The following is a 26,707-nucleotide window of genomic DNA, read 5'->3' on the forward strand; positions in this document are numbered from 1 at the left end:
GTCTTAGATATAGATTGAAAACGTCCTAATCGGGAGTCGGCAGGATCTCCTCCGACACTGCGAGCGCCACCCGGAGCGCGTCGGAGACACGACGGGGCGACCAGGCGAGGCCGTGGTTCATGTAGATGGGCTCGCCGGTGAGGGGAACGAACACCGTGCCCGGGGGCGTGATCGCGGCGATGCCCGACGTCATCAGCGCCACGCCGACACCCGTCGCCACCAGCATCAGGATCATGTACGGGTCGGTGATCTCCTGAACGACGCGGGGACGGAACCCCGCATCGACGCAGGCGCGCATCGCCACCTCCTGCAACGCCGAACCGGCCGACAGCGGCGTCGTCACGAACCCGTCCTCGGCGAGGTCGCGCAGGTCGATCTCCGGCTCCGACGCGAGCGGGTGATCCGCGGGCAGCACAGCACCGAACGGCTCCCGGCGGATCAGCCGCGTCGACACCGATGCCGTCTCGACGGGAAGCCCGACGAACGCGAGATCGAGTGCGCCACTGTCCAGTTGGGTGATGGCGTCGCGGGTCATGATTCGCCCGACGAGGGTGAGTTCGATGTCGGGGTAGCGTTGCCGGAGCGCGCGGGTGAGCGGCGGCAGAGACAGATGGTTGAGCACACCGGTGAAGCCGATCTTGATGCGGCCGTACACGCCCCCGGCGGACGCGCGGGTGGCCTGACGCGCGATGTCGACGCTCTCGAGAATGCGGTAGGCGTGTGGCAGGAACGTGTGGCCCGCCGACGTGAGCGCGACGCTGCGGGTGCTCCGCTCGAACAGCGGCACGCCGATGTCCTTCTCGAGTTTGCGCACCGTCTGACTCAGCGGCGACTGCGCCATCTGGAGTCGCGCGGCGGCCCGGCCGAAATGCAGTTCTTCGGCGACGGCGACGAACGCCTGCAGCCAGCGAATCTCCATCGGATTCCCTTCGGCGAGTTTGACGAGTGTGGCTCAGCCCATATATTCCAATTCGTACACAGTGCGAAATAGATCATTCCGATTTCGCACATAGAACAAGACTAATGCGCACACAGTCGCGAGGAGAAACCACCATGGTCACGTATCCCGAGGGCGCGACCGCGCTCGTCACCGGCGGCGCGAGCGGAATCGGTGCGGCGTGCGCGGAACGCCTCGCCGGCGGCGGGGTCCGCGTCGTCACCGCGGACGTCGCCGCCGGGGCCGACGAGCGCCTCGACGTCACCGATGCCGACGCCGTCGAGAACCTCGCCGCACGCCTCGGCCGCGTCGACATCCTCGTCAACAGCGCCGGTGTTGTGGGACCGTCGGCGCCACTGGTCGACGTCGAACTCGAGGACTGGCGCCGCACGTTCCGCATCAACGTCGAGGGGACGTTCCTCGTGTGCCGCGCGTTCGTGCCCGCCATGACCGACGCCGGCTGGGGACGGGTCGTGAACATGGCGAGCATCGCGGCCAAGGATGGTAATCCCGGGCAGAGCGCCTACTCGGCGTCCAAGGCAGCGGTGATCGCGTTGACGAAATCGCTCGGCAAGGAGGTCGCGACGACCGGCGTCCTCGCCAATGTGGTCGCCCCGGCGGCGGTGGAGAGCCCGATGAACGCCGGCACCGACCCGGCGATCCTCGCGCGCTCGCAGAGCCTCACCCCGATGGCCCGGATGGGACGGCCCGAGGAGATCGCCGAACTCGTCGCATGGCTGTGCTCGGAGGCGCTCAGCTTCTCGACCGGCGCCGTCTACGACGCCAGCGGTGGCCGGGCGTCGTACTAGCGCTCACAACCAGTGCGGCGGCTCGGGGATGTCCGCGCCGAGTCCGACCGCGCCGCGGCCGGCGGCCCACCGCACGACCGCGGCGAGGGGACCGGACACCTTGTCGGCTGTCGGCGAATCCGGCTGTACCGCAACCAGTTCACAGCCGTCGACCGTGAGCACGAGGCCCGCGCCGAGGTCCTTGCGACGCCACATGCCGACGATGTCGGTGAGCAGCGACTCCAGCACGACGTCGGGAAAGTCGCCGAACCGGCCACCGTTCCCCAGGTCCACGGCATGGATCCACACCTCCCGGGTACGCATCCACGCCGTCTCCGACACCGGCACCGTACGGCCCTGCGCGGTCCGCACCTGCGCCTCCCACGCCGCCACCGGCAGGTTCCGCCACTTCTCGTCGAGGCGGGCGACGGTGTGGTCGAACAGGTTCCGCAACGCCGCCGCCGACAGGGTGGCGCCCTCGGCGATCTCCCGCCCCCGCTGCTCCGGCGACGCATACATCGGGGATTCGATCCCGGTGGCCGCCCACTCCAGCAGCCGGCACAACGCGGCCGCGTTGTAGCCGACGTGCGCCACCAGGTGCGCACGCGACCACCCGGACAGCGCCGTCGGCTCGTACAGTTGCTCATCGGTCAGCTCGGCGAGACGCTGCGCGAAATACGCCGTGCCGCGGCGCGCGACCAGCAGCCGCTCGGCCAGGGGAAGGTCGTGGAAACCCACTGGGTGCGTCCTTACTTGACGATCGTCTTGTTACGCACCGAACCGAGGCCGTCGATGGTGACCTCGACGGTCTGCCCGTCCTGAATGTAGAGACCGGGCTTGCGGGCGTGCCCGACCCCGCCCGGGGTTCCGGTGATCACCACATCACCGGGCTGCAGCGTCACGATGTGCGAGATGTACTCCACCAGCTTCGCCGGGGTGAACACCAGATCATCCGTGGTGGTGGTCTGCACCACCTGCCCGTCGAGCGTGGTGACCAGGGCGCCGCCGAACGTGTAGGAGTCGGTGGTCGTCAGGAACGGCCCGAAGCCGCTGGTCTTCTCGAACGTCTTGCCCTGATCCCACTGCAGCGTGCGGTACTGGTAGTCGCGCATCGTGTAATCGTTCATCACCGAATACCCGGCGATGTACTGCTCGGCGTCCGACTCGGACACCTGGTACGCCTGCTTGCCGACGACGAACGCCAACTCACCCTCCCAGTCCAACTGGGCGGCGGCATACGACGGGACGATCACGTCGTCGTACGGGCCGGTCAGCGCCTCCCGAAACTTCGCGAACAGGGTCGGGAACTCGGGCAGCTCCCGGCCCATCTCCTGGATGTGGTTGGCGTAGTTCAACCCGACGCAGATGATCTTCCCCGGATTCGGCACCACCGGCGCGTAATCCGCGCCGTCGAGATTCACGGTGTCCCCGGACGCGTTCTCCGCGACCGTTTTCCAGTCCGGGTCGTTCAACAGCACGGACAGATCCGGGTAGCCGTCGATGACGGTGGCGGCGGTGTCGGAATCGACACGGACGGCGACGGTCGCACCGGCGCGGCGCAGGGTGGCAAGCTTCATGAGATTTCAGGCTCCTTCGGAAATGTACGTGCGATGAAAGTGCAGGCGCTCGACGATCGGGGCGTCGGAGAACGCGAACAGGTCGAACTCGGTGCCGGCCTCGATCGACCACTCCGTCCAGGACGGGACCACCACCATGTCGCCCTTGCCGACGGTGCGGGTCTGCCCGCCGAGGACGAACCGGCCGGACCCCTCGAACACCTGGTAGACGGTCGATCCGACGTCGCGGCGGGGCCTGGTGCGGGCGCCGGCCCGCAGGCGGTGGAACTCGGCCCGGATGGTGGGCATCACGTCGCCGCCGGTGGTCGGGTTGGTGTAACGGACCGCGGCGTGACCGGGTTCGGTGGTCGCCGCGTAGCCCTCGTCCTCGAGTGCCAGCTGCTCGCGCAGCGCCGCGTCGGTGTGCTCCCACCGGTACGCCGCGATCGGCGACGACGTCTTCGCGTCCAACCCGACCAGCGGTCGCAGTCCCGGATGCGCCCACAACCGCTCCGAGCGGGACACGTCCGGGGTGGAATCGTCGGTGACGTTCTCGGACCCGAATTCGAAGAACCCGGTGTCGGTGTAGTGCACGAACGGGATGTCGAGGCCGTCGATCCAGGCCATCGGCTGATCGGTCTCGTTGTGGTGGCCGTGGAAATGCCAGCCCGGGGTGAGCAGGAAGTCGCCGCGTCGCATCGCGACCGGGTCCCCGTTGACGACCGTCCACACCCCCTCGCCCTCGACGACGAAGCGGAATGCGTTCTGCGCGTGCCGGTGCTCGGGGGCCACCTCCTTCGGGCCCAGGTACTGGATCGCCGCCCACAGCGTCGGCGTCACGTACGGAACCCCGCCCAAACCGGGGTTGGCCAGGGCGATCGCCCGCCGCTCCCCGCCCCGGCCGACCGGCACCAGATCCCCGGCCCGCTGCGCCAACGGGTACAGCGTCGACCACTTCCACACGAACGGCACCGCCCGCGACGTCGGCGTCATCGGCATCAGATCACCGAGCTGAGTCCACAACGGATTCAGGTGTTCGCTCTCGAAATCTTGGTAGAGCTGCTTCAGCTCCGGGTCGTCGTCGACGTGCGGTTCGGTAGCGGTCATGTCATCGACGCTAGGAGTGCCTGCCGCCCCGTCGATACAAAATTCTTGTGTGCAGAATCATCGGTCAGGGTTCGAGGTCCGCGATGTCCACCTCGAGTTCGCGGATCGCGTTCTTGATCTGCGACACCAGCGGGCCCTGCGAGTGCTGACGGAAGCGGGTGATCGGCACGGCCACGGTCAGCGCTCCGACGGCGGTTCGGGCCCGGTTCCGGATGGCGACACCGAATGCGGCGACGCCTTCCTCGGTCTGCTGCACGTTGACGGCGAACCCGACGGCGCGGGCGGCGGACAGTTCCCGGTAGAACTGCTCGAACTCGTCGGCAGGCAGACGGCGGTCGCCCCACTCGCGTTCGTCGTCGGCCAGATCCGCGGGCCGCAGGTACAGCTGCGCGAGGGTGTCCCTCGGTAGCTCCGCCAGCAAAATCCGTCCTCCTGCAGTTAATTCCGCATCGAGGACCTGCCCCTGGCGGTCGCCGACCCGCAAGATTCCCGCCGACTCGGCGGACGACAGGAAGCGGGCCTGGGTGCCGACGCGGATCACGAGGTTGACGGTCTCGCCGCACAGGATCGCGAGCGCCTCCATGTGGGGCCGGCAGAGGTCGTTGAATTCTCGGGTCCACCCCCGCTGTGCCGGGCCGGCCCCCATCGCCGCCCCGGGGTGGTACCGGCGTTTCTCGTCCTGAACGGCGAACCCCCGGTACACCAGCATCGCCATCAGCCGGTGCGCTGTCGACGGTGCGATGCCGAGTTCCTCGGCGGCGTCCTTGATCCGCAGCGCTCCGACGTCGCGCAGCATCTGCAGCAGGCGCAGCGCGTTGTCGACGGACTCCAACATGTACGCCGGCTTCTCGATGGTCTTCTTTTTCTGCACAGCAGAACTTTATTGCACGGGTGCTGTGCGCCGCATCACCCTCGATTCATGCCCCTCACCGCCACCACCGCGGCGCCGACGACGAACCGCGTCGGACTGGACCGCACCGCCACGATCGCCGTCGTCGTCTGCTGGCTCTTCGTGGTCTTCGACGGCTACGACCTCATCGTCTACGGCAACGTCATCCCGAGCCTCCAGAACGAATGGGGCATCAGCGCCGCGACCGCGGGCACTCTCGGCAGTCTCGCGTTCCTCGGGATGATGATCGGCGCCGTGCTCGCGGGCCGCCTCTCCGACGTCGTGGGACGCAAGCGGGCGGTGATCGGCTGCGCGATCGTCCTGTCCGTGTTCACCGCGCTGTGCGCGCTGGCGACCGGACCCGTCATGTTCGGCGCGTTGCGTCTGATCGCCGGGCTCGGCCTGGGCGGCCTGGTTCCGACGTCCAATGCGCTTGCCGCAGAACTGGTCCCCGCGAGGTGGCGCGCCGCGGTGGCCACGATGATGATGTCCGGGGTTCCCATCGGCGGCTCGATCGCGGCACTGCTCGGCATCCCCGTCATCCCGAACTGGGGCTGGCAGCCGATGTTCGCGTTCGCGCTCGTCCCACTGATCCTGCTGGTGCCGATCGCGTGGAAGACGCTGCCCGACCACACTGCGGCGGTGACGTCGACGGAGGTGCGGCCGGCCACGGGCTTCAGCGCACTGCTCGGTACCCGATTCCGTTCCGTCAGCATCATGTTCGCGCTCGCCACGATGGTCACCCTGCTCGCGTGGTACGGCCTCGGCACGTGGCTGCCCAAACTCATGCAGGGCGAGGGCACCGACCTCGGCAGCGCGCTCACGTTCGCCCTCGCGCTCAACCTCGGCGCCGTCGCGGGCTCGTTCGTCACCGCCTGGGGCGGCGTCCGGTTCGGCACGATCCCCACCAGCATCGTCGCCGCGCTCCTCGCGGGCCTCGCGCTGCTGTCGTTGCTGACGAGCCCGCCGGTCGCGCTGATCTACGTCATCTTCGTGCTCGCCGGCGTCGGGACCCACGGGACCCAGTGCCTCGTCATCGCGGCGGTCGCATCCCACTATCCGGATTATCTGCGCGGCACGGCCCTCGGCTGGGCGCTCGGCGTCGGCCGTGTCGGGGCCGTCGCGGCACCGCAGATCGGCGGCTTGCTGCTGGCCGCCGGGCTCGGCGCGGATTCCAACTTCATCCTCTTCGGCGTCAGCGCCCTCGTCGCCGCACTGCTGCTCACCGTGATCTGGCGCCGCTTCCCCTCCCCCACGTGAGTGCCGCCGTGTGCCCCGGCACGCTTTGCCACTCACCTGCCCCGAACGCTCGAAACGAAGGAACTGTCATGTCGAACCTGCAGGACGCACGCATCATCATCGCCGGAGGCGGGATCGGCGGCGCGGCCAACGCCCTCGCCCTCGCCAGGAAGGGCGCGAACGTCACCCTGTTCGAACGGGCCACCGAATTCGGGGAGGTCGGTGCCGGACTGCAGGTCGGGCCGCACGGCGCCCGCATCCTCGCCTCCTGGGGCGTGCTCGACGACGTTCTCTCCCGAGCCTTCCTGCCCAAGAACATCGTGTTCCGCGACGCCGTGACCGCCGAGGTGCTCACCAAGATCGACCTCGGAGCGGAGTTCCGGGCCCGCTACGGCGGACCGTACTTCGTGACCCACCGCAGCGACCTGCACGCGACGCTCGTCGACGCCGCGCGGGCGGCGGGCGCCGAACTGCACACGGGCGTCACCGTCTCCGACGTGGTCACCGACGGCGACCGGGTGCACGTGAGCACCGACGACGGCCGCACCCACGAGGCCGACATCGCCCTCGGCATGGACGGCCTCAAATCCCGCCTGCGGGCGAAGATCTCGGACGACGAACCGGTGTCGTCCGGCTACGCCGCCTACCGCGGCACCACGCCGTACGACGAGGTCGACCTCGACGAGGACATCGAGGACGTGGTCGGGTACATCGGACCGGGATGCCACTTCATCCAGTACCCGCTGCGCGGCGGGCAGATGCTCAACCAGGTCGCGGTGTTCGAATCGCCCGGCTACAAGAACGGGGTCGAGAACTGGGGCGGCCCCGAGGAACTCGAGCAGGCCTATGCGCACTGCCACGAGAACGTCCGCCGCGGTATCGACTACCTGTGGAAGGACCGCTGGTGGCCGATGTACGACCGGGAGCCCATCGAGAACTGGGTGGACGGGCGGATGATCCTGCTCGGCGACGCCGCGCACCCCCCGCTGCAGTACCTGGCGTCGGGAGCGGTGATGGCGATCGAGGACGCGAAGTGCCTGGCCGACTATGCCGACGAGGACTTCTCCGCCGGTGGTGGCAACTCCGCGTGGCCGCAGATCCTGAAGGAGGTCAACACCGAACGCGCACCGCGCTGCAATCGCATCCTCACCACCGGACGCATGTGGGGCGAGTTGTGGCACCTCGGCGGCACCGCCCGCATCGCACGCAACGAACTGTTCCGCTCCCGGGACACGTCGAGCTACAAGTACACCGACTGGCTGTGGGGTTACTCGTCCGATCGCACGTCATAATCACCTCCCCGCCCGGAGGGTTCGGCAGACTGGGTGAGTGACCCTCAACCTGGTGAGAACCCGTGTGTGGCGTGATGGCGAGTGCGTGAACAAGGATTTTCCGCTTGCCGACGTGTCCGAGAAGGTGCGGGACGAGAACGCGCTCGTGTGGGTCGATCTGTGCGACCCCGACCACGAGTGCCTGACCGAGCTGGCGAACGAATTGCTCCTCGATCCGAACGCCATCGAGGATGCCGTCGCCCGCGGTGAGCGACCGAAGGCGACGCGTTACGCCGGCCACGCATTCGTGACCGCGTACGCAACCTGGTTCGACGCCGACGACGTCAGCACGCTCGGCGTCCTCGACTCACGGCTTCGGCTCAGCCGCGTCTCGGCGTTCGTACTGTCGAACGGGATCATCACGGTGCGGCGGGACGACCGGTTCGACATGTCGCAGGTGGTGGAGCGCTGGGAGGAGGACCCCGCGTTGCTCACACCGGGTTCGGGTGCACTCGCGCTCCTGCACGGCCTGCTCGACGCCGTCGTGGACGGCCAGTTCGAGACGATCGAGACGATCGACGACGCGATCGAAGCGCTCGAGGAGGGACTGTTCGACGAGTCCGCGCGGACCAAGGAGATTCAGCAGCGCACGTACCGGTTGCGGAAGGAATTGGTGCAACTGCGTCGCGTCGTGCTGCCGATGCGGGAGGTGGTGGGCGCCGTCATCCGGGGGCGCGCCGAATCCGAACACGATCGGTCGCCGGTTCTCGACAGCTTGTACACCGACCTCTACGACCACGTGACGCGTGCGGCCGAGTGGACGGAGTCGTTGCGTGACATGGTGGTGACCGTGTTCGAGACGAATCTGTCGCTGCAGGACGCCCGGCTCAACACCGTCATGAAGAAGCTCACCGGCTGGGCGGCCATCATCGCGGTCCCCACCGCGGTGACGGGGTGGTTCGGTCAGAACGTCCTGTTCCCTGGGGTCGGGCAGGTGTCGGGGACGATCGTCAGCACCGTCGTGATCGTGACGTCCGCGAGCCTGCTGTATGTCTTGTTCCGACGGCGCGACTGGCTCTGACGGATCTAGAGTTCGCTCGGCTGCGACACGGCCAGCAGCACCCGGAGGTTGTCGGTGACCACCCTGGCCGAGATGGTGGGATCGATGGCGCGCTGAATGCCCAGTCCGACACCGAGACTGAGGATGCTGCTGGCCGCGTCCTGCGCGGGCACGGGCAGGACGACCCCGAGTGAGTCGGTGAACGATTTCAGCAGCGTGACCGTGATCTCCCGCGCGACACCGAGGGTGGCGGTGAGGGCGTCGCGGAGTTCGGGGTCGTGACGGGACAGCACGATCAGTTCGAATTCCAGCATGGTCCATCCGACGTCGCCGAGCGTCTTCTCCGCCCAGGCCTGGAACGCCTCGAGTCGCTCCTCCATCGTCTCGCCGCCGCCGAGCGCCTCCGCGATCTCCTGCCCCTTGGTGGCGTGGATGAGCCCGAGCACCTCGAGGCACAGTTCCTTCTTGTTCTTGAAGTTGGAGTACACCGCGCCCTTGGAGTAGCCGGCCTCGTCGGCGACTTTCTCGAGTGAGGTGGCCGCGTACCCGTCGGCGAGGAAGAGGTCGCGCGCGGTCGCGACGAGATGCGCCCGCGTCCGCGCCTGACTCTCCGACCTGGTCAATCGCGCCATGCTCACCCTTTCTCCGAAGCCCCTGCGAGAATATTCTACTTTTCATATACCACCGGTATCTGGTTTCTGATAGCTTTCTAGGTATGACTTCGAGTGACACACAAATCAGCCGCGGGCTGGTGCTCGGTTGCGGCGGCACGCTCGGCGCAGCCTGGACGGTGGCGGCCCTGGTCGCCGTGAGCGACGCCCTGGGATGGGATCCACGCGACGCCGACGTGCTCGTGGGCACGTCCGCGGGCGCCGAACTCGTCACCATGCTGGGCGGCGGCGCCGGCGTCGACGAACTGCTCGCGATGCAACTCGGTGGGGCCACGCATCCGGCGCTCGACGGGCATCTCGCCGCCGCACCGGGACGGTTCCCGCCGCTCCCGGCGCCGGGCCTCGGTTCGCCCGGCCTGCTGCGCCGCGGACTGCCGCCCGTCACCGCCGCGAGCGGACTCCTTCCCCGCGGCCGCGGCGACACCGCCTGGCTCGACCGGCTCGCACAGCGGTTCACGGGCGCGCCCGGCTGGGTTCGCCACCCGGCGACATGGCTGCTGAGCATGGACTACGACACGGGCGAACGCGTCGCATTCGGCTCACCCGGCGCACCGGCCGCGACCCTGTCCGAAGCGCTGCGGGCGTCGTGGGCGATTCCCGGCTGGTTTCCCCCGGTCCCCATCGGGCCCCGCCGGTTCGTCGACGGCGGGGCGGCGTCCACCGCATCCGCCGACCTCGCGCTCCCCCTCGCACTCGACGAGGTGATCGTGCTGGCACCGATGGCATCGACCGGCCGCATCCCCGGCCGCCGGGCGGCCCGCATCGAACGCCGGATGCTGCGGAACTGGATGAGTGCGGGCCTGGACGCCGAAGTCGCGAGGCTGGAGGCGGCCGGTACGCGGGTGCTCCGGCTCGACGCGACCGCCGAGGACCTCGCCGTCATGGGCCCGAACTTCATGGACGGCCGGCGCCGGCTCGCCACCCTCGAACATTCCCTCGTCACCACCCGAGCCCAGCTCGCGAACGGAGTCCGCGCATGAACCACTACGACATCCTCATCGTCGGTGCCGGGATCTCCGGCATCGGGGCCGCCATCCGCCTGAAGCAGAGCGGGATCGACAACTTCGCCGTTCTCGAGAAAGGGGACGCGCTGGGCGGGACGTGGCGCGACAACACCTACCCGGGCTGCGCATGCGACGTCCCCTCGGCCCTGTACTCCTATTCGTTCGCACCGAACCGGGAGTGGTCGCGGTTGTTCGCCGGGCAGGAGGAGATCCGCCGGTACATCGAGCGCACCGCCACCGATCACGGGGTACCCGCCCACGTGAAGTTCGGAACCGAGATGCAGCGCGCCGAGTGGAGCGAGCAGACGAGGCGCTGGACGGTGGACACGTCCGCGGGCACGTTCACCGCGAACGCCGTCATCGCCGCCGCCGGGCCGTGGAACGAACCGCTCGTTCCCGCGATTCCCGGTCTCGACACATTCACCGGCGAGGTCTTCCATTCCTCCCGCTGGAATCACGACTACGACCTCGCAGGCAAACGCGTGGCGGTCGTCGGAACCGGTGCGTCCGCGGTGCAATTCGTCCCGGCCATCCAGCCGAAGGTCGGGGAACTCCATCTGTATCAGCGGACCGCGCAATGGGTGCTGCCGAAACCCGACCACTCCCTGCCCGGCGTCGAGCGCACGATCCTGCGCCGCGTACCGGGCGCGATCCGCGCGTTGCGACGCCTCGAGTACGCGATCATGGAATCTCTCGGGCTCGGCTTCCGGCACCCGTGGATCCTGCGGGTGATCCAGCAGGTCGGCAAGGCGCAACTGCGTACCCAGGTGCGGGATCCGAAGCTGCGCAAGGCGTTGACGCCCGACTACACGCTCGGATGCAAGCGGCTGCTGCTGTCCAACACGTACTACCCCGCACTCACCCGCCCCAACGTCGAGGTGCACGCCACCGCCGTGCAGTCGGTGCGCGGCAACGTCGTCGTCGGCAGCGACGGCGCCGAACGGGAAGTGGACGCCATCATCTTCGGCACCGGCTTCCACATCCTCGACATGCCCATCGGGTCCAAGGTGTTCGACGGCGAGGGCCGCAGCCTCGACGACCACTGGAAGGGCAGCCCGCAGGCGTACCTCGGCACGACCGTCGCGGGCTTCCCCAATGCGTTCGTCCTCCTCGGACCGGCCCTGGGCACCGGCCACACGTCGGCGTTCATGATCCTCGAGGCACAACTCGAATACCTGATCCAGGCCGTCACCGCGGCCCGAAGCAACGGATGGACCAGGATGGAACCGCGCCGGGACGTGCAGGACGCGTTCAACGCCCAGGTCCAGGAAGCCCTGGCCACCACCGTCTACAACGCCGGTGGCTGCCAGAGCTACTTCCTCGACGTCAACGGCCGCAACAGCTTCAACTGGCCGTGGTCGACCGACCGCATGCGGCAGCGACTCGGCCGGTTCGACGAGGCGGCGTACGACGTGTCGCGTGAGCCGGCGACGGCTACAGCGACTTCGCGATAATTCCCTTCATCACCTCGTTGGCGCCCGCGTAGATCTTCTGGATGCGGGCGTCCTCGTACATCCGGGCGATCAGGTACTCACGCAAGTGCACCTCGATGCAGTGATCCAGAGCTGCCCGAAGCCCTGCCCCTCCTCGCCGAGCAGATTCGACTTCGACCCGTTGGCGATGTAGTCGTCGCCGTCCCGGATCGCGGTGGCACCACCATGAATATCTACACCCACCCGGACCGCATCACCTGACGTGAGTGGCAAAGCGTGTGCGGGCACGCTTTGCCACTCACATGCGGGGTCAGATGCGCTTGAAGAGTGCGGCGAGGGCCTGGCCGCCGCCGATGCACATGGTGACGATGCCGAGTTCGAGGTCGCGGCGCACCAGATCCTTCGCCAGGCGCAGGCTCAGGATCGCCCCGGTCGCCCCGACCGGGTGACCCAGCGCGATCGCCCCACCGTACGGGTTGGTCTTCTCCGGGCTGAGCTTCGCGTCCCGGATCACCGCGACCGCCTGCGACGCGAACGCCTCGTTCAACTCGATCACGTCGATATCACCGGGGGTGGTGCCGGTCTGCTCGAACAGATTCTGCAACGCCAGCACGGGGGCGTATCCCATCAGCGCGGGGTCCATCGCCGCCGTCGCGACCGCCTCCAGCGTCACCAGCCCGGTCAGGCCCTTCTCCCGGGCGGCGGACTCGGTGGCCAGCACCAGCGCCGCGGCGCCGTCGTTGATCCCTGACGCGTTGCCGGCGGTCACCGACCCGCCCTCCTCGAACGCCGGCCGCAGCTTCGCCAGGGTTTCGAGGGTGGTGTCGGGCTTGGGATGCTCGTCGACGTCGACCGTCTTGGGACGCCGGCCCCCGATCTGCACCGGGGTGATCTCCTCCGCGAACGCCGCCCGCGCGGCGTCGGTGGCGGCGCGGCGCTGGGATTCGACGGCGAACTCGTCCTGCTGCTCCCGGCTGACGTCGTACGTGCGGGCCACGGCCTCGGCGGTGCGGCCCATGTGCACGCCACCGAACGGGTCGGTCAGAATCGCGACGGTGCCGTCGACAAGTGTGCGGTCGCCGAGCTTGTAGCCGGAGCGGGCGGAGAAGTCGTAGAACGGCATCCGCGACATGCTCTCGTCGCCGCCGGCGAGGGCGAAGTTCACCCCACCCCACCGCATCTGCTGCGCCGCCGACCACACCGCCTGCAGACCGGACCCGCACAACCGGTTGACGGTATACGCCGGCGTCTTCTCCGGAAGTCCGGCGGCCAAGGCGACGCGGCGGGCGTTGTAGGCGTCCGGCCCGACCTGACCGATGCAGCCCATCACCACCTCGTCGATGTCCGCACCCGGCACCCCGGCACGCTCCAGTGCCGCCTTGACGGCGGTGGCACCCAGTTCGTGGGCGGGCACGTCCTTGAACGCACCACCGAAGCTGCCGATCGGGGTCCTCGCGCCGTCGACTACGACGATCGGTTCGGGAGAATTCATGACGTGCCCTTCCGTCTCTCTGCCAGTACGGGGAGATAGTAGGACTTCAAAGTACCTGGCGGTTCACGCAGGGCCTCCCGCACGTCACCGGGTCAGCGTCCGCGAATCAGATCGGCGCACTTCTCGGCCATCGTCATGACCGTGATGTTGGGGTTGACGTACGGCAGTTTCGGCATGGCGGACGCATCCACCACCCGCAGATTGCGCACCCCCTTCACCCGCAACTCCGGGTCGAGGACGGCCGCCGGGTCGGTGGCCGCACCCATCCGGGCGGTCCCGGCGGGGTGATACACCGTGTTGTGGGTGCGGTGCGCGTAGTCGATCAGTTCGTCGTCGGTCTCCGCCTCCGGCCCGGGAGCCAGTTCCCTCCTGATCCAGCCCCGGAGCGGTTCCTGCTCGGCGATGCGGCGCGCCAGCCGGAACCCGGCGAGCATCACGGCCTCGTCGTGACCGTCGGGGTCGGTGAAATACCGGGGGTCCACTCGCGGACGATCCCGGAAGTCGCGGGAGCGGAGCCGCACCGTTCCGCGGGAGAGTCCCTGCGTGACGTTCGGGGTGAGGCAGAAACCGTTGTCCGTGGTGGGGTAGCCCCATCGAAGGGTGTTCATGTCGAACGGCACGCTGCCGTAGTGCATCATCAGGTCCGGATGATTGAGCCCCTCCTCGGTGGTGGCGAACAGTCCGATCTCCCACCACTGCGTCGACTCGGTGACCATCGGCCGGGACGCCTCCCAGAACACGAGGCCCTCGACGTGATCGTCGAGGTTCTGCCCCACGCCGGGGGCGTCGACCCGGACGTGCACGCCCATCTCACGCAGGTGCACCGTGGGGCCGATACCCGAGAGCATCAGCAGTTTCGGGGTGTCGATGGCCCCGGCGGTGACGATCACCTCGCGGCGCGCCGAGACGGTGTCGTATCCGGAGAGGTCGGGACGCTGGTAGCGCACCCCGGTCGCCGCCATCTCATCGTCGATGACGATCTCGGCGACCCAGCAGTCGGTGCGCACGTCGAGGTTGGGCCGGGATCCGAGAATCGGGTGCAGGTAGGCGTGCGACGTCGACATGCGGGTGCCGTCCTCGGACGCGTTGATCTGGAACCACCCCGCGCCGTCGAGGACGCTCGTGCCGCGGTTGAACTGCACGGTCGGCAGCCCGACCTTCGCCGCAGCCTCGAGCAGGGCGACGCCGCAGGGGTCCTTCGGGGGGACGTCACGCAACCGCACGGGACCGCTGCGGCCGTGCTGGTCGCCGGGGGCGTCGTTGTTCTCCACCCGCGCGACGAGCGGTAACACGTCCTTTGCGCCCCAGCCCGTCGCACCGGCTTCCGCCCAGTCGTCGAGCGTCTCGGCGGGTGGCCAGAACGCGATACACGAATTGTGCGACGAGCAGCCGCCGAGCACCTTGGCCCTGGCGTGCCGCATGAAGCTGTTGCCCCGCTCCTGCGGCTCGACCGGGTAGTCCCAGTCGTATCCGGAGTCCAGCAGGTGCATCCACTGCGACAACTCGAGGATGTTGCGGTCACCGACGTCGGACGGCCCCGCCTCCACGAGGCACACGGTCACCGACGGGTCCTCGCTGAGCCGGGCGGCGAGCACGCATCCCGCGGTTCCCCCGCCGGCGATCACGTAGTCGAACACGGTGTCCGTCATGGCAGTTCACTCTCCGCCTCGTCCTTCGTCGTCGCCGCGTGCGAGGCGAGGCAGCCGATGTGGTTGCGGCCCTTCACCGCGTACCAGAGGAGGCCGAGCCCGAGGATGATGCCGATGTAGACGAACGCACCCCACGTGTTGTACCAGGGGGTTCCGTAGACCTCGGGGCGTGGCCACGCCAGGTTGAGCGCCATTCCCACGCCCCACAGCACGGCGAAGATGTTCACCGGAAGCCCCCAGCGGCCCATCGTGAAGTAGCCGCTCTCGGCGAGTTCCTTCGGCGGCCACTGCCCCTGCAGTCGTTTCTTCAGCAGCGGACCGGTGACCATGAGGTACGCCAGGTAGATCATGATGATCGCGATCGACGTCAGCACCGTGAAGATCTGCGGCTGACCGATGTTGATGACGAGGATGAACGCCGCGAGCAGACCGATCACGATGGCCGGGACCACCGGCGTCTGATGCTTCGGGTTGACGTGGGCCAGGCGCTCCCCGAAGGGCAGGGCGTTGTCGCGGGCCATCGCGAACGTGAGCCGGATGGCCGCGGCGTGCACGGCGAGCGAACACACGGTTACCGCGACGACGATGCAGACCAGGAAGATCTTGCCGAGCGGTCCCCACATCACCTGCTCGACGATGTACTGCAGACCACCCTCGCTGCTGCCGATCAGCGGATCGTCGAGGTCGGGGGCCGCCATGACGGCGAACACCAGGATCGCCCCGCCGATCACGAAGGACGCGAGGATCGCCCGCAGGATCGCCTTGGGTGCCGTCCGCCGCGGGTCGACGGTTTCCTCGCCGAGCGAACTCGCGGTGTCGAAGCCGTACATCACGTACCCGGACGCGAGGGATGCCACGAGGAAGACGGTCAGATACCCGCCGGCCTCCCCGGCGCCGTACCCGTGGGTGGAGAAGAACACCTCCGGGCCGCGGGTGATGTTGGCGGCGAGGATGACGGCAATGAGGACCGCGGCGATCAATTCGACGAACACGCCGGTGCTGTTGATGAGGGCCATCAGCTTGACGCCGAATGCGTTGACCGCCGTGGTGAACGCGATCATGATGGTGCCGAGAATGACGGCGTTGGTCGCGAAGTCGTACTCACCGCTGCCGTCGCCGACGATCTGGAAACCGCTCCACAACCGCGGCAGGTTGAGTTGCAGCGCAAGCACGACCGCGGAGAGGGTCACGATCGACGCGGTGAGCATCAGCCAGCCCGACGACCAGCCCACGATCCTGCTGCCGAGCAGCTTGGCCCAGTTGTAGACCGAGCCGGCGACGGGATACTTGGCCGCGAGTTCCATGAAGCACAGGGCGACGGCCATCTGCCCGACGAACACCATCGGCCACGACCACAGATACGCCGGCCCCGCCGTGCCGAACCCGAAATAGAACAACTGGAACGTGCCGGTGAGAATCGAGATGTAGCTGACTCCCGCCGCGAAACTGGCGAACTTGCCCAGACTGCGGTCCAATTCTTGTTTGTACCCGAGTTCGCCGAGTCCACTGTCCCCCGGCTCATCTCCGTCACCCACTGCTCCGTGCCGAGTAGCCATCGTTCTCTCGCCTCTCCGTGCGCCGGACTAGCCGTTGTCGAACCACCCCGCCGCCGTGGGCGAGGTGTTGTGCCAGATGTGTTTGGTCTCCTGGTATTCCGCCAGACCGGCGGGGCCGAGTTCGCGCCCGTTCCCCGACATCTTGAAGCCGCCCCACTCGGCGGCCGCGGTGTAGTAGCCGAAGTCGTTGAGCCACACCGTTCCGTGGCGCAGGCCCCGCACCATGCGCTCGCCCCGGGCGCTGTCGGCGGTCCGGACGCCCGCGGCGAGGCCGTACTCGGTGTCGTTGCCCAGTCGCAGCGCCTCCTCTTCGGTGGTGAAACGCTCGACGGTGAGGATCGGCCCGAACGTCTCCTCCTGCACGAGGCGCATGGTGCGGTCGCAGTGGTCGAAGATGGTGGGCAGGTAGAAACTCCCGTTCGCCAACGCGGGATCCGACGGCCGGGCTCCCCCGGTCACCAGCCGGGCGCCCTCGGAGCATCCGAGTTCCACGTACTTTTCGACCTTCTCCCGGTGGGCCTCGGATACCAGCGGACCCGTTCGGCTCGCCGGGTCGAGACCGTTGCCCATCCGGATCTTCTCCGCCCGGGCGGCGAGCGCGGCCACGAACCGGTCGGCGATGGATTCCTCGATGATCAGGCGGGTTCCCGCCGAGCACACCTGACCGGAGTGCAGGAACACTCCTGTGAGCACCTGGTCGACGGAGTCGTCTCCGTCGGCGTCGGCGAAGACGATGTGCGGATTCTTGCCACCGAGTTCCACGGCCACCTTGGTGACGTTCTTCGCCGCGGTCTCGAGGATGACGCGTCCGGTGGCCAGCCCGCCGGTGAAAGAGATGAAGTCGACGTCGGGGGTTCCCGTGAGGGCGGCGCCCAGGACGGCGCCGCTGCCCTGCACGAGGTTCACCACCCCGGCCGGAACACCGGCTTCGGCGATCAGCGCGGTGAACGCGATGGTGCTGAGCGGGGTCACCTCGCTCGGTTTGAGGACCATCGTGCACCCGGCCGCCAGTGCGGGCGCCACCTTCCACGAGATCTGCAGGAGAGGGTAGTTCCACGGTGCGATGAGCACGCACACACCGATCGGCTCGCGCACCACCCGGCTGATCACGTCGGGACGGCCGACGTCCACCAGACGGTCCGCCTCGACCGCGGCGAGTTGCGCGTAGTACCGGAACACCGACACCACGTCGTCGATGTCGATCCTGCTCTCCTCCAATGTCTTTCCGGTATCGAGCGTCTCGATGCGCGCCAAGGTCTCCTTGTCGCGTTCGAGCAGATCGGCGATCCGCGCGACGATGGCGGTGCGCTCGGCGACCGGCGTGTGCGGCCAGGTGCCCTCGTCGAACGCGGCGCGGGCCGCGGCGACAGCGCGGGCGGCGTCGTCCGGGGAGGCTTCGTCGACGGTGGCGACCACCGACCCGTCGGCCGGATTGATGCAGTCCCGGGTCTCGCCGGAGCTGGAGCGGATCCACCGCCCGTCGACGAACAGGCCCGTGTTCAGAAGGTCATCGATCGACTGGTCCCGCATCACTCAACTCCGTGTCTCGCCGGAACGAACGCACCCCCTCCACGGTATGCCGTCGGAGTCGCGGTGGGCGGGGTTCGCCCGACACATGTCCGATTCGCCTGGGAATCCGCGACCGGGAAGGGTGTGTCCGGTAGCCGGACGCGCGTGCGCCTAGCGGCTGCGATAGCGTCGTCAGGCGAACTCTTCGCACATTCCCGGACAGGACACACCTAGAAACGGAGCACCCGTGGTCGCGATCGGCAACTCGGATCTGGACATCTTTCCCCTGGCCCTCGGTGGCAACACCTTCGGCTGGACCAGTGACGAACCGACATCGTTCGACATCCTCGACGCGTTCGCCGCGGGCGGCGGCAACTTCGTCGACACGGCGGACTCGTACTCGGCGTTCGCCGACGGCAACTCCGGCGGCGAGTCCGAGACCGTCCTCGGCAATTGGATGGCGTCCCGCCGCAACCGGGACCACATCGTGATCGCCACCAAGGTCAGCCAGCACCCGGAGTTCAAGGGACTGGCCCCCGCCAACGTGCGGGCAGCGGCGGAGGCGTCCCTGAAGCGGCTGCACACCGACTACATCGACGTGTACTACGCACACTTCGACGACGCCGACACGCCCCTCGTGGACACCCTCGGCGCATTCGACAAACTGGTCCGCGACGGACTCGTCCGGCATGTCGCCATCTCCAACTACTCACCCGAGCGCATCCGCGAGTGGCTGTCGCTGACTGCCGAGCACGGTTTCGCCGCGCCGATCGCGCTGCAGCCGCATTACAACCTGGTGCACCGCCACGACTACGAGCCCGAGGTGGCCGCGATCGCCACCGAGAACGGCCTCGGCGTCTTCCCGTACTACTCGCTCGCGGCGGGTTTCCTCGCGGGCAAGTACCGCACCCAGGCCGACCTGGACGGTCAGCCTCGCCAGCGGATGGCCACCCGCTACTTCTCCGAGTCCGGCCTCGCCGTCGTCGACGCCCTGGCCGAGATCGCCGAAACGCACTCCGCCGAGATCTCCACCATCGCGCTCGCGTGGCTCCTCACCCGGCCCGGCATCACCGCACCGATCGCGAGCGCGAGCCGCCTCGAACAGCTTCCCGCCCTGCTCGACGCCCCGACCGTAACGCTGACCGCGTCCGAGATCAGCCGGCTCACGACCCTCTCGGACGCGATCGGCGCCTGACCTCAGCCCAGCAGCTTGCTCCGGAGCCGGTCGACCGTCGCCGAACTCAGACCCAGCCCGTCGGTGAGGTACCGGTCGACCGTGCCGTACTGCTCCGCGAGCCGGCCGAGCCCGGCCTCGAGGTAGCTGCGGTCCACACCCAGCAGCGGCTGGTAGATCTTCGCCACCGCCTCGCCGCGGCTGGCGGCGATCTGGTCGTACGTGACCTTCATCGACGCCGCGGTGTATTCGTTGGTGAGCAGATAGTCGTCGAAGATCGTGTCCTGCGAAACGCCGGCGATGGAGAGCAGCAGCGCGGACGCCCAGCCGGTGCGATCCTTGCCCGCGGTGCAGTGGAAGATCTGCGGTCCGTCGGTGTCGGCCAGTGACGTCAGGAGTTGCGCGAACCCGGCCCGGGTCGCCGCGTCGTCGACGAAGCTGCGGTTCATCTGCTGCATGAACGCGACGGCGTCGGCGGGCGACTTCAACTGCGCGACAGCGGCACCCAGGTCACCCGACAGGATCGGGATACCCTGATACCGCGGTCCGGCCGGGAGCCGGTCGGGTTTCGCCGCCACCTCTTCGACGGTCCGCACGTCGTACACCGCGGTCAGCCCGAGCCCGGTGAGGACTGCGAGATCCTGATCGCTCGGAACCAGCGCGTTCGAACGGTAGAACAGCCCCCGCGTGACGTGTCCGCCGCGGGCGGTCGCATACCCCCGGCCCGATCCCCCGACGTCGCGGAAGTTGTCGACCGACGCCAGTCGCGGCGTCTCGACGACCGGGCCCGCGCTCCCGAAATCGGACGAACCGAAATCCGGGAGGCTGATTCCGGGCAGCGAGAACGGGTCCGCCGACGCGAGCGCCGGCGCGCCGAGGCCCGCGAACAGGACGCTGCCGGTGATCAGCACCGCGGCGGTGGAAGTGACACGTCGAGACATGGGAAGCCTTTCGATGGTCTGTCGGGGAGATCCGCTCATCCGGCATGTCCGGAACGTCAGCGGGTAATCCACATCACAGTGGTCCGAGTTTCCCGTGGCTACGAGTTGTTCCGATCACCGGGAGAACCCGTTTCCCGCGGAGGCCGACCACAGCAGACTCGGGCCGTCGGCAGCCGAGGCGCCCGACGAACGTGACTTTTCGACGACGAGGATGTGAGCTGAGATGACCGAGACCGCACAGCAACTGGCGGGGAAGGTTGTGATCGTGACCGGGGCGGCGCGGGGGCTCGGCGCAGCCTTCGCCCAGCGCATCGTCGACGAGGGCGGCAGCGTCGTCGTCGGTGACGTCCTCGACGACGACGGCCGCGCGACGGTCGACAAGCTGGGTGACCGGGCGCGGTACTGCCACCTCGACGTCACCGACCCGCAGCAGTGGCAGGCCGCGGTCGACGTGGCGACGAGCGACTTCGGACGCGTCGACGGCCTCGTCAACAATGCGGGCATCTCCACCGGCCAGTACATCGAGCACGAACCGCTCGAACACTTCCGGACCGTCCTCGACATCAACCTGACCGGCGTGTTCAACGGCCTGCAGGCCGTCATCGGCCCGATGCGCGCCGCCGGCGGCGGATCGATCGTCAACATCTCCTCGGCCGCCGGGCTGATGGGACTCGCCCTGACCGCCGGCTACGGCGCATCCAAGTGGGGCGTGCGCGGGCTCACGAAGATCGCCGCCGTGGAACTGGGCACCGACCGGATCCGCGTCAACTCCGTCCACCCCGGCATGACGTACACCCCGATGACCGCGGGTCTCGGAATCCAGCAGGGCGAGGGCAACTACCCGAACACCCCCATGGCAAGGGTCGGGGTACCCGAGGAGATCGCCGGCGCCGTCGGATTCCTGCTGTCCGACGCGGCCACGTACGTCACCGGGGCCGAACTGGCCGTCGACGGCGGCTGGACCGCCGGACCGACCGTGAAATATGTCATGGGCCAATGACATCGAATTCGGAACCACACGAGGAGCACAGACGATGAATCGATTCGACAACCGGCGGATCCTGGTGACCGGCGCTGCGTCGGGTATCGGCCAGGCCACCGCCCTCCGCCTGCTCGAGGAAGGCGGCACCGTCGTGGCAGCCGACGTCTCCGAGGACGGCCTCGCGCGGACGACGGAACTCGCCGAAGCGGCAGGCACGGCGGGGCGCCTCAGCGTCGCCGCCATCGACATCGGCGACGAGACGTCCGTCGTCGACGGTGTGAGCAGCAGCGTCGAGAACCTGGGCGGATTGGACGTGCTCGTGAACGCCGCGGGCATCCTCCGCGCCTCACACACCCACGAGACGCCCTTGGACCTGTGGAATCAGGTGATCGGGATCAACCTCACCGGCACCTTCCTCATGGTTCGCGAATGCTTGCCCGCGCTGCTGCGCAACGAGCGCAGCGTGGTCGTGAACTTCAGTTCCACGTCCGCCGCGTTCGCGCATCCCTACATGGCCGCGTACGCCGCGAGCAAGGGCGGCATCCAGTCGTTCACCCACGCGCTGGCCCTCGAATACGGCAAGCAGGGCCTGCGCGCAGTCGGTGTCGCCCCCGGCAGCATCAAGACCGGAATCACCGATGCCACCTCCGGATACGTGCCGTCCGACGCCGATTGGGGCCTGTTCTCCAAGCTGTCACCGATCCTCCCCACCACCCTGGAATCGGGTGGCGCGGCCATGGGCGGACCCGAGCAGGTCGCCGGAGTCGTCGCCATGCTCGCCTCCGACGACGGCGCGTTCGTCACCGGAACCGAGATCCGCATCGACGGCGGCACCCACGCCTGAGCGGTGAACCCTTGCGCCGGCGACGGCGGCACGTAGGTTGGACGCATGAGCCTCCCCACTCCTGCCGCCGATCGCACCGCGCTCGTCACCGGAGCCTCGTCCGGGATCGGCACGGCCCTCAGCCGTGAACTCAGCCGACGCGGCCATCAGGTGGTGCTCGTCGCCCGCCGGGCCGAGAAGTTGGAGGAATTGGCCACCGAACTGCGGGCCGCGGGCGGCCGGGCGCACGTGCTGGGCGCCGACCTCTCCGACCGCTCGACCCGGGCGACCCTGCTCGACCGGGTCGGCGAACTCGGACTGACCCTGGACATCCTCGTGAACAACGCCGGCCTGTCCACGCTCGGCCCGGTGGCCGCATCCGATCCGGACGCCGAGATGAACATGATCGAGGTCGACGTGACGGCCGTCGCCGACCTGTGCAGCCGCGCCCTGCCCGGCATGGTGCACCGGCGCCGGGGAGCGATTCTCAACGTCGCGTCCACCGGGGCGTTCCAACCGCTGCCCGGCCAGGCGGGGTACGGCGCCTGCAAGGCATTCGTCCTCTCCTACACCGAAAGTCTGACCGGCGAATTGAAAGGCACCGGGGTCACCGCGACCGCACTCTGCCCCGGACCCGTGGACACCGGATTCGGCGAGACGGCAGGTTTCGCAAAGGAGGACGCGGAGGCCGCGCTGCCCAGCTTCATGTGGGAGAGCCCCGAATCCGTGGCCAAGACCGGTATCGACGGACTCGACAAGGGACAGATGGTCGCCATCCCCGGTTTCGCGAACCGGGCGGCGTCCGTCTTCGCGCGCCTCGCGCCGAACAAGTTCCTCGTTCCCGTCCTCGCCAGCCGTCATCCCGGTTTGCGGCCGTAGGCGCCGCCCGTCGGTTTAGTGTGGGCTGGTGGAGATGACTACCGCTACGCGCCGATTCGCCCAGATCACCGCGACCGTGGCTGTCGCCACCGCCGCCGTTCTCGGGAGCGCCGGTGTGGCCGCCGCCGACGAATGGCCGCCGATACCCACCGAGCCCAGTCCACTCGCGCCGTTCGACAACCAGAACTTCCTCACCCCGACCGATCTCGACTACTGGAATCCGTTCGTCAGCGCGAACCGACTCACCTCGCCGTTCGGGACCGCCAACCGCATCGTCTGCACCGGATTCCACGGCGTGCTGCTCGATTGCTGGCAGGCCGACCAGAACGGGCAACCCCACAAACTCGTCAAACTGTCCCTGGACTTCCCCGGGTCGCTCGGCGCCTCGCTCCCCGGCGGAGGCCCCGGGCACTTCGTCTACCCGGGTTTCATTCCGGGCAGCTGAGACCGACTACAACGGGTCGCCCTCGACCCGTCCGGCCGGAAGCGTCCGGCCACAGATCGTGAGAGCGAGATCCTCTCCCGCTCCGCGCAATTCGGCACCCGACCCGTACGACCAGCCGAGGTCCGTGGCCCGCAGTCGGCGACCCTCGATGTCGACACCGAAATTCGAGTGCCCACCGCCCGCCGTGAGGTCGTTGAGGACGATGCGGATCGTCGCCTCGGGTACGCGTCGCGGCACCCCCAGCGGCACCGTGACGTCGAGGCCGTGGATCACCACATGGTTGAGCGCGCCGTGATAGCCGCCGCCCGGCGGAGTCCACGCGCGCATGGTGTCCGAACGCAGGTCGGCGACAAGATCAGACGTTGCCAATTCGGCGTCACTACGGGCGATCTCGTTGGACAGCCGGGTGAAATCGAACTCGCACTCACGCAGGCGCGTCATGAACTGCTCCTCGGAGTAGCGCGCCGCCATCGTGACATGTGCGACCACTTCGCGAATCCGCCAGCCCTCGCACAGCGAAGGCGTGTCCCATTCCGCATCCGAGATCCCGTCGAGGACGTCGGCCAGGGCCGAGAACTCGTTCGCGACCGCACGCTGTAGGACGGCATCATCGGTCATCGCAGTCAGCTCCCATCAGATGTGTTCTCCAGGATCACCGTAGACCGAAACCGCCGAGTATTGCGCCAGTCGAACATGATTGATAAAGTCGAACGTATATTCGAATGACCTCGGGGGAGGCTGGTCGTGGGGGATGTGGTGGCACCGGATCTGGAGGAGTTGCGGGCGTTCACGGCGCGGCTTCGTGTGGTTTCTGCGAGTGGTGATCCCGGGTTGGGGATCGAGTGGATCGACGCGGTGGAGTCGTTGAAGTCAGTGGGGTGCGCGGTGCAGGCGGTCGTCACCGCCGATGTCGCCACCTGCGTGCGGGAGGACCGCAAGGTTCGGGGGTTGCCGCGGGCGGAGTGGGACCGCGGTATCGGGTCGCAGATTGCGTTGGCGCGCAGGGAGTCCCCGAACCGCGGCGGCCGGCATCTGGGGTTCGCTCAGGCGGTGGTGCACGAGATGCCGCACACGTTGGCGTTGTTGCGGTCCGGTCGGTTGAACGAGTGGCGTGCGATGTTGCTGGTGCGGGAGACAGCGTGTTTGTCGGCGGCGGATCGCGCGGTGGTGGATCGCCGGTTGTGTTCGGACCCGAACATTCTCGACGGGGTCGGGGACCGCGGCCTGGTCGCGAAGGCGAAGGCCCTGGCGGTGGAACTCGACGCCGCCGCGGTCGTGGCCCGGTACCGCAAGGCCGTCTCGGAGCGGCGGGTCACGACGCGGCCGGCGCCGGATTCGATGGCGTATCTGAGTGTGCTGATGCCGATGGAACAGGCCGTCTGCCTACACGCCACATTGGGTCGCGACGCGGACAGCCTCATCGCGACCGGGGACAGCGGTGGCCGCACCCGCAATCAGCTGATGGCGGATCTGTTGTTCGACCGCGGCACCGGGGCATCGGTCGCCAATGGTGTGCCGGTGGCGGTGAACCTGGTGATCTCCGACGAAGCACTGCTGGCGGGTGAGAACGAGGCGGCGGATCTGGCGGGGTTCGGGCCGGTGCCGGCGGGGATCGCCCGGAAACTGGTCGCCGACGCCCTTGATAGTGATACCGCGGTGACCTTACGAAACGTGTACTCGTGCCCGGTGTCGGGGTCGTTGACGGCGATGGAGTCGCAGGCGCGGACGTTCCCGAAAAGCTTGCGGAAGTTGATCGACCTCCGGGACCGGACGTGCCGCACCCCGTGGTGTGATGCGCCGATCCGCCATCACGATCACATTCTCTCGCGCCGCAAGAAGGGGGCCACCACCGCACATAATGGGGCCGGTTTGTGCGCGGCGTGCAATTACGCGAAGGAGGGCGACGGCTGGACCGCGCGCCCCGTCGGGAGGCATGGCCGAACGCATCTCTTCGACCTCGGCACCCCGACCGGGCACCATTACCGGTCCGCGGCCCCGCGATTGCCGTCCGCGGCGCGGCGGTCGGAGATCGAAGCGAACCTCATCGCACACCTCCGTGCGTCATGAGGTGGTGGAGGTTAGCCCTTCGGTCATCCCCGTCCCCCCGACCACGATGTGAGTTCGGCGATGTCTCCGTGCAGCGCCGACTGGTACGTGAGCATCAGCTCCTCCACGCCGCCGAACTGGTCTCCGACGTTGTGGGTGTTCTCCGCCGACAATTCGCGGTCGCCGGAGCGTGCGATGAGTTCGTCGATGCGGCTGTCGAGGCTCATCGCCCGGTTGACGGCCAGCACGGACCGCAGCTGCACCTCGGCCCGGGACAGCAGGTCGCCGATCCTGGCGAGTGCGGCGACGCGGTCGACCAGTTGATCCCATACCGGCTTCAGCGCGTTGCTCCTGGCCTCGATCTGTTGACGCGCGCCGTCGGAATGGGTGGCGCGCAGCGCGTCGTCGAGTTCGATTCGGATTCCGCGCAGCGCGACGGTGTCGACGGCGATCTGGGTCAGTTCTTCGGCGAGGTCGAGTTGGTACCGCTGGATCGCGAAGTGCTCCGAATGCCAGACCGGGGAGCCGTCGATCCTGTCGAAGAGCATCCCCGCCAGGTAGAGCAGGGTGTCGTACGAGTCGGCGAATCTGTCGTTCTCGAGATCGGCGCCCTTGCCGATGGCGTCGGCGACACGTCGCCCGACCGCGGCCATCGGGGTGTTCTCCGCTGCGTGGACGAGGCGTTCCGCCGCGGTGCCTCGGGCGTAGTTGCCCGCGCGTTCGAGCGCGGTTCCGGCAATCGGCGCCGGTGTGCGTTGTAGTGCCCGGAACAGTGCCTCACGTTGTTCGAGATCCAGGTGGACACCCTCGCGCCGATCCCGGCGCATCGCCCGGACACCGTTCCCGTAATGGGCGGGCGACATCACCACCGCCGACCGATACGACTGCAGTTTGCGGCCGAGTTCGGTGGCGCGGTATTTGAACAGCAGCTGCGCAGGTCCGGGACGCAGGCTGTCGGTGCGGCGCCCCATCTGGTGGTATTCGTCCGTGAGCAGACGCAGCGCTCCGAAGCCGCCGATCGACGGAATGGTGCGGCCCGCGCGTCGCCGGTTGGTGAGCACCTGCCGGGTGGGCGGATCGAGATGTCCGGCAGCGATCAGTACGGCGGCGGCGTCCGACAGCGGGGCATGCATGCCCGCGATCGTGGACCGTTCACACCAGTCGCGGACCTGGAAGGAGATGCGGGCACGACGCTCCTCGTACTGGGCGCTTTCCGACATCGGACCTCCTGGCAGTTCGCTGATCACCACTGTCCC

The 26,707-nt window shown here is 68.2% G+C and carries 25 protein-coding genes and 1 pseudogene; 12 read left to right on the forward strand and 14 right to left on the reverse strand.

What is annotated here, in order from left to right; genetic code table 11:
• Positions 1–25: 25 nt before the first annotated feature.
• Positions 26–919, reverse strand: a complete 894-nt coding sequence (locus JWS14_RS09530; RefSeq protein WP_206013010.1) for a LysR family transcriptional regulator — start codon at positions 917–919, stop codon at positions 26–28.
• 134 nt (positions 920–1,053) lie between these two features.
• Between JWS14_RS09530 and JWS14_RS09535 the strand changes: the two genes are divergently transcribed.
• Complete coding sequence (locus JWS14_RS09535; protein WP_206013011.1) at positions 1,054–1,746, forward strand: SDR family NAD(P)-dependent oxidoreductase; 693 nt, start codon at positions 1,054–1,056, stop codon at positions 1,744–1,746.
• Positions 1,747–1,749: 3 nt separating this feature from the next.
• Here the strand turns inward: JWS14_RS09535 and JWS14_RS09540 are convergent, their stop codons facing one another.
• The 4 genes from JWS14_RS09540 to JWS14_RS09555 all read right to left on the reverse strand — a co-directional run bounded on the left by JWS14_RS09540 (position 1,750) and on the right by JWS14_RS09555 (position 5,259).
• Complete coding sequence (locus tag JWS14_RS09540; RefSeq protein ID WP_206013012.1) at positions 1,750–2,463, reverse strand: maleylpyruvate isomerase family mycothiol-dependent enzyme; 714 nt, start codon at positions 2,461–2,463, stop codon at positions 1,750–1,752.
• Between the two features lie 11 nt (positions 2,464–2,474).
• The gene (locus JWS14_RS09545) at positions 2,475–3,302 is read right to left on the reverse strand and encodes a fumarylacetoacetate hydrolase family protein (protein ID WP_206013013.1); all 828 of its coding nucleotides are present in this window, start codon (positions 3,300–3,302) and stop codon (positions 2,475–2,477) included.
• 6 nt (positions 3,303–3,308) lie between these two features.
• Positions 3,309–4,388 carry a cupin domain-containing protein gene (locus JWS14_RS09550; RefSeq protein ID WP_095862614.1) on the reverse strand — a complete coding sequence of 360 codons (1,080 nt, stop codon included), beginning with the start codon at positions 4,386–4,388 and terminating at the stop codon, positions 3,309–3,311.
• Positions 4,389–4,452: 64 nt separating this feature from the next.
• Complete coding sequence (locus JWS14_RS09555; protein WP_206013014.1) at positions 4,453–5,259, reverse strand: IclR family transcriptional regulator; 807 nt, start codon at positions 5,257–5,259, stop codon at positions 4,453–4,455.
• A gap of 48 nt (positions 5,260–5,307) precedes the next feature.
• Between JWS14_RS09555 and JWS14_RS09560 the strand changes: the two genes are divergently transcribed.
• From JWS14_RS09560 to JWS14_RS09570, 3 genes are all read left to right on the forward strand, one after another.
• Positions 5,308–6,537, forward strand: a complete 1,230-nt coding sequence (locus tag JWS14_RS09560; RefSeq protein ID WP_206013015.1) for an MFS transporter — start codon at positions 5,308–5,310, stop codon at positions 6,535–6,537.
• Positions 6,538–6,605: 68 nt separating this feature from the next.
• A complete protein-coding gene (locus tag JWS14_RS09565; protein WP_206013016.1) occupies positions 6,606–7,808 on the forward strand; it encodes an FAD-dependent monooxygenase in 1,203 nt (400 codons plus the stop codon).
• 37 nt (positions 7,809–7,845) lie between these two features.
• A complete protein-coding gene (locus JWS14_RS09570; protein ID WP_206013017.1) occupies positions 7,846–8,868 on the forward strand; it encodes a magnesium transporter CorA family protein in 1,023 nt (340 codons plus the stop codon).
• Positions 8,869–8,873: 5 nt separating this feature from the next.
• Here the strand turns inward: JWS14_RS09570 and JWS14_RS09575 are convergent, their stop codons facing one another.
• Positions 8,874–9,479, reverse strand: a complete 606-nt coding sequence (locus JWS14_RS09575; RefSeq protein WP_072940269.1) for a TetR/AcrR family transcriptional regulator — start codon at positions 9,477–9,479, stop codon at positions 8,874–8,876.
• 83 nt (positions 9,480–9,562) lie between these two features.
• On the opposite strand from JWS14_RS09575, the gene JWS14_RS09580 reads away from it, so the two are divergent.
• Positions 9,563–10,498, forward strand: coding sequence for a patatin-like phospholipase family protein (locus tag JWS14_RS09580; protein ID WP_206013018.1), 936 nt, complete (start codon positions 9,563–9,565; stop codon positions 10,496–10,498).
• Positions 10,495–11,976, forward strand: a complete 1,482-nt coding sequence (locus JWS14_RS09585) for a flavin-containing monooxygenase (protein ID WP_072940263.1) — start codon at positions 10,495–10,497, stop codon at positions 11,974–11,976. Before JWS14_RS09580 ends, JWS14_RS09585 begins: the two co-directional genes overlap by 4 nt.
• On the opposite strand, the pseudogene JWS14_RS09590 reads toward JWS14_RS09585, so the two are convergent.
• From JWS14_RS09590 to JWS14_RS09610, 5 genes and pseudogenes are all read right to left on the reverse strand, one after another.
• Positions 11,957–12,061 (reverse strand): annotated as a pseudogene (locus tag JWS14_RS09590) (acyl-CoA dehydrogenase family protein); the annotation flags it as partial. The gene JWS14_RS09585 and the pseudogene JWS14_RS09590 overlap by 20 nt on opposite strands.
• A 204-nt stretch (positions 12,062–12,265) precedes the next feature.
• Positions 12,266–13,447: a thiolase family protein gene (locus JWS14_RS09595; protein ID WP_206013019.1), complete on the reverse strand. Its 1,182-nt coding sequence runs from the start codon at positions 13,445–13,447 to the stop codon at positions 12,266–12,268.
• Positions 13,448–13,539: 92 nt separating this feature from the next.
• Positions 13,540–15,096: a GMC family oxidoreductase gene (locus JWS14_RS09600; RefSeq protein WP_206013020.1), complete on the reverse strand. Its 1,557-nt coding sequence runs from the start codon at positions 15,094–15,096 to the stop codon at positions 13,540–13,542.
• Positions 15,093–16,652, reverse strand: a complete 1,560-nt coding sequence (locus JWS14_RS09605; protein WP_072940255.1) for an APC family permease — start codon at positions 16,650–16,652, stop codon at positions 15,093–15,095. The genes JWS14_RS09600 and JWS14_RS09605 overlap by 4 nt, the downstream gene beginning before the upstream one ends.
• A 27-nt stretch (positions 16,653–16,679) precedes the next feature.
• Positions 16,680–18,182: an aldehyde dehydrogenase family protein gene (locus JWS14_RS09610; RefSeq protein ID WP_206013021.1), complete on the reverse strand. Its 1,503-nt coding sequence runs from the start codon at positions 18,180–18,182 to the stop codon at positions 16,680–16,682.
• Positions 18,183–18,408: 226 nt separating this feature from the next.
• On the opposite strand from JWS14_RS09610, the gene JWS14_RS09615 reads away from it, so the two are divergent.
• Positions 18,409–19,356 carry an aldo/keto reductase gene (locus tag JWS14_RS09615; protein ID WP_072940250.1) on the forward strand — a complete coding sequence of 316 codons (948 nt, stop codon included), beginning with the start codon at positions 18,409–18,411 and terminating at the stop codon, positions 19,354–19,356.
• A 2-nt stretch (positions 19,357–19,358) separates the two neighbouring features.
• On the opposite strand, the gene JWS14_RS09620 is transcribed toward JWS14_RS09615, so the two are convergent.
• On the reverse strand, positions 19,359–20,276 hold the full coding sequence (locus JWS14_RS09620; RefSeq protein ID WP_206013022.1) for a tyrosine-protein phosphatase: 918 nt from the start codon (positions 20,274–20,276) through the stop codon (positions 19,359–19,361).
• Between the two features lie 223 nt (positions 20,277–20,499).
• Between JWS14_RS09620 and JWS14_RS09625 the strand changes: the two genes are divergently transcribed.
• From JWS14_RS09625 to JWS14_RS09640, 4 genes are read left to right on the forward strand one after another with little or no spacing between them, the layout of a single operon-like run.
• Positions 20,500–21,276: an SDR family oxidoreductase gene (locus JWS14_RS09625; RefSeq protein WP_072940244.1), complete on the forward strand. Its 777-nt coding sequence runs from the start codon at positions 20,500–20,502 to the stop codon at positions 21,274–21,276.
• Positions 21,277–21,310: 34 nt separating this feature from the next.
• A complete protein-coding gene (locus tag JWS14_RS09630) occupies positions 21,311–22,102 on the forward strand; it encodes an SDR family NAD(P)-dependent oxidoreductase (RefSeq protein WP_206013023.1) in 792 nt (263 codons plus the stop codon).
• 45 nt (positions 22,103–22,147) lie between these two features.
• The gene (locus JWS14_RS09635; protein WP_072940238.1) at positions 22,148–22,960 is read left to right on the forward strand and encodes an SDR family NAD(P)-dependent oxidoreductase; all 813 of its coding nucleotides are present in this window, start codon (positions 22,148–22,150) and stop codon (positions 22,958–22,960) included.
• A gap of 34 nt (positions 22,961–22,994) precedes the next feature.
• Positions 22,995–23,405, forward strand: coding sequence for a hypothetical protein (locus JWS14_RS09640; protein WP_206013024.1), 411 nt, complete (start codon positions 22,995–22,997; stop codon positions 23,403–23,405).
• Between the two features lie 6 nt (positions 23,406–23,411).
• Here the strand turns inward: JWS14_RS09640 and JWS14_RS09645 are convergent, their stop codons facing one another.
• Positions 23,412–24,023, reverse strand: a complete 612-nt coding sequence (locus JWS14_RS09645; RefSeq protein WP_095862605.1) for a maleylpyruvate isomerase family mycothiol-dependent enzyme — start codon at positions 24,021–24,023, stop codon at positions 23,412–23,414.
• 126 nt (positions 24,024–24,149) lie between these two features.
• Between JWS14_RS09645 and JWS14_RS09650 the strand changes: the two genes are divergently transcribed.
• Positions 24,150–25,472, forward strand: coding sequence for an HNH endonuclease (locus tag JWS14_RS09650; protein WP_206013025.1), 1,323 nt, complete (start codon positions 24,150–24,152; stop codon positions 25,470–25,472).
• A 23-nt stretch (positions 25,473–25,495) separates the two neighbouring features.
• Here the strand turns inward: JWS14_RS09650 and JWS14_RS09655 are convergent, their stop codons facing one another.
• Positions 25,496–26,671, reverse strand: coding sequence for a hypothetical protein (locus tag JWS14_RS09655; RefSeq protein WP_206013026.1), 1,176 nt, complete (start codon positions 26,669–26,671; stop codon positions 25,496–25,498).
• Between the last annotated feature and the right edge of the window lie 36 nt (positions 26,672–26,707).

This window comes from Rhodococcus koreensis (assembly GCF_017068375.1).
Classification (GTDB): domain Bacteria; phylum Actinomycetota; class Actinomycetes; order Mycobacteriales; family Mycobacteriaceae; genus Rhodococcus_F; species Rhodococcus_F koreensis.

Bases quoted from the DNA above. Each gene is read 5' to 3' on its own strand.
- JWS14_RS09600 (WP_206013020.1), bottom strand. From the start codon at position 15,096: ATGACGGACACCGTGTTCGACTACGTGATCGCCGGCGGGGGAACCGCG.
- JWS14_RS09620 (WP_206013022.1), bottom strand. From the start codon at position 20,276: ATGTCTCGACGTGTCACTTCCACCGCCGCGGTGCTGATCACCGGCAGC.
- JWS14_RS09545 (WP_206013013.1), bottom strand. From the start codon at position 3,302: ATGAAGCTTGCCACCCTGCGCCGCGCCGGTGCGACCGTCGCCGTCCGT.
- JWS14_RS09645 (WP_095862605.1), bottom strand. From the start codon at position 24,023: ATGACCGATGATGCCGTCCTACAGCGTGCGGTCGCGAACGAGTTCTCG.
- JWS14_RS09550 (WP_095862614.1), bottom strand. From the start codon at position 4,388: ATGACCGCTACCGAACCGCACGTCGACGACGACCCGGAGCTGAAGCAG.
- JWS14_RS09595 (WP_206013019.1), bottom strand. From the start codon at position 13,447: ATGAATTCTCCCGAACCGATCGTCGTAGTCGACGGCGCGAGGACCCCG.
- JWS14_RS09655 (WP_206013026.1), bottom strand. From the start codon at position 26,671: ATGTCGGAAAGCGCCCAGTACGAGGAGCGTCGTGCCCGCATCTCCTTC.
- JWS14_RS09605 (WP_072940255.1), bottom strand. From the start codon at position 16,652: ATGGCTACTCGGCACGGAGCAGTGGGTGACGGAGATGAGCCGGGGGAC.
- JWS14_RS09565 (WP_206013016.1), top strand. From the start codon at position 6,606: ATGTCGAACCTGCAGGACGCACGCATCATCATCGCCGGAGGCGGGATC.
- JWS14_RS09640 (WP_206013024.1), top strand. From the start codon at position 22,995: ATGACTACCGCTACGCGCCGATTCGCCCAGATCACCGCGACCGTGGCT.
- JWS14_RS09610 (WP_206013021.1), bottom strand. From the start codon at position 18,182: ATGCGGGACCAGTCGATCGATGACCTTCTGAACACGGGCCTGTTCGTC.
- JWS14_RS09585 (WP_072940263.1), top strand. From the start codon at position 10,495: ATGAACCACTACGACATCCTCATCGTCGGTGCCGGGATCTCCGGCATC.
- JWS14_RS09530 (WP_206013010.1), bottom strand. From the start codon at position 919: ATGGAGATTCGCTGGCTGCAGGCGTTCGTCGCCGTCGCCGAAGAACTG.
- JWS14_RS09580 (WP_206013018.1), top strand. From the start codon at position 9,563: ATGACTTCGAGTGACACACAAATCAGCCGCGGGCTGGTGCTCGGTTGC.
- JWS14_RS09575 (WP_072940269.1), bottom strand. From the start codon at position 9,479: ATGGCGCGATTGACCAGGTCGGAGAGTCAGGCGCGGACGCGGGCGCAT.
- JWS14_RS09630 (WP_206013023.1), top strand. From the start codon at position 21,311: ATGAATCGATTCGACAACCGGCGGATCCTGGTGACCGGCGCTGCGTCG.
- JWS14_RS09635 (WP_072940238.1), top strand. From the start codon at position 22,148: ATGAGCCTCCCCACTCCTGCCGCCGATCGCACCGCGCTCGTCACCGGA.
- JWS14_RS09625 (WP_072940244.1), top strand. From the start codon at position 20,500: ATGACCGAGACCGCACAGCAACTGGCGGGGAAGGTTGTGATCGTGACC.
- JWS14_RS09535 (WP_206013011.1), top strand. From the start codon at position 1,054: ATGGTCACGTATCCCGAGGGCGCGACCGCGCTCGTCACCGGCGGCGCG.
- JWS14_RS09560 (WP_206013015.1), top strand. From the start codon at position 5,308: ATGCCCCTCACCGCCACCACCGCGGCGCCGACGACGAACCGCGTCGGA.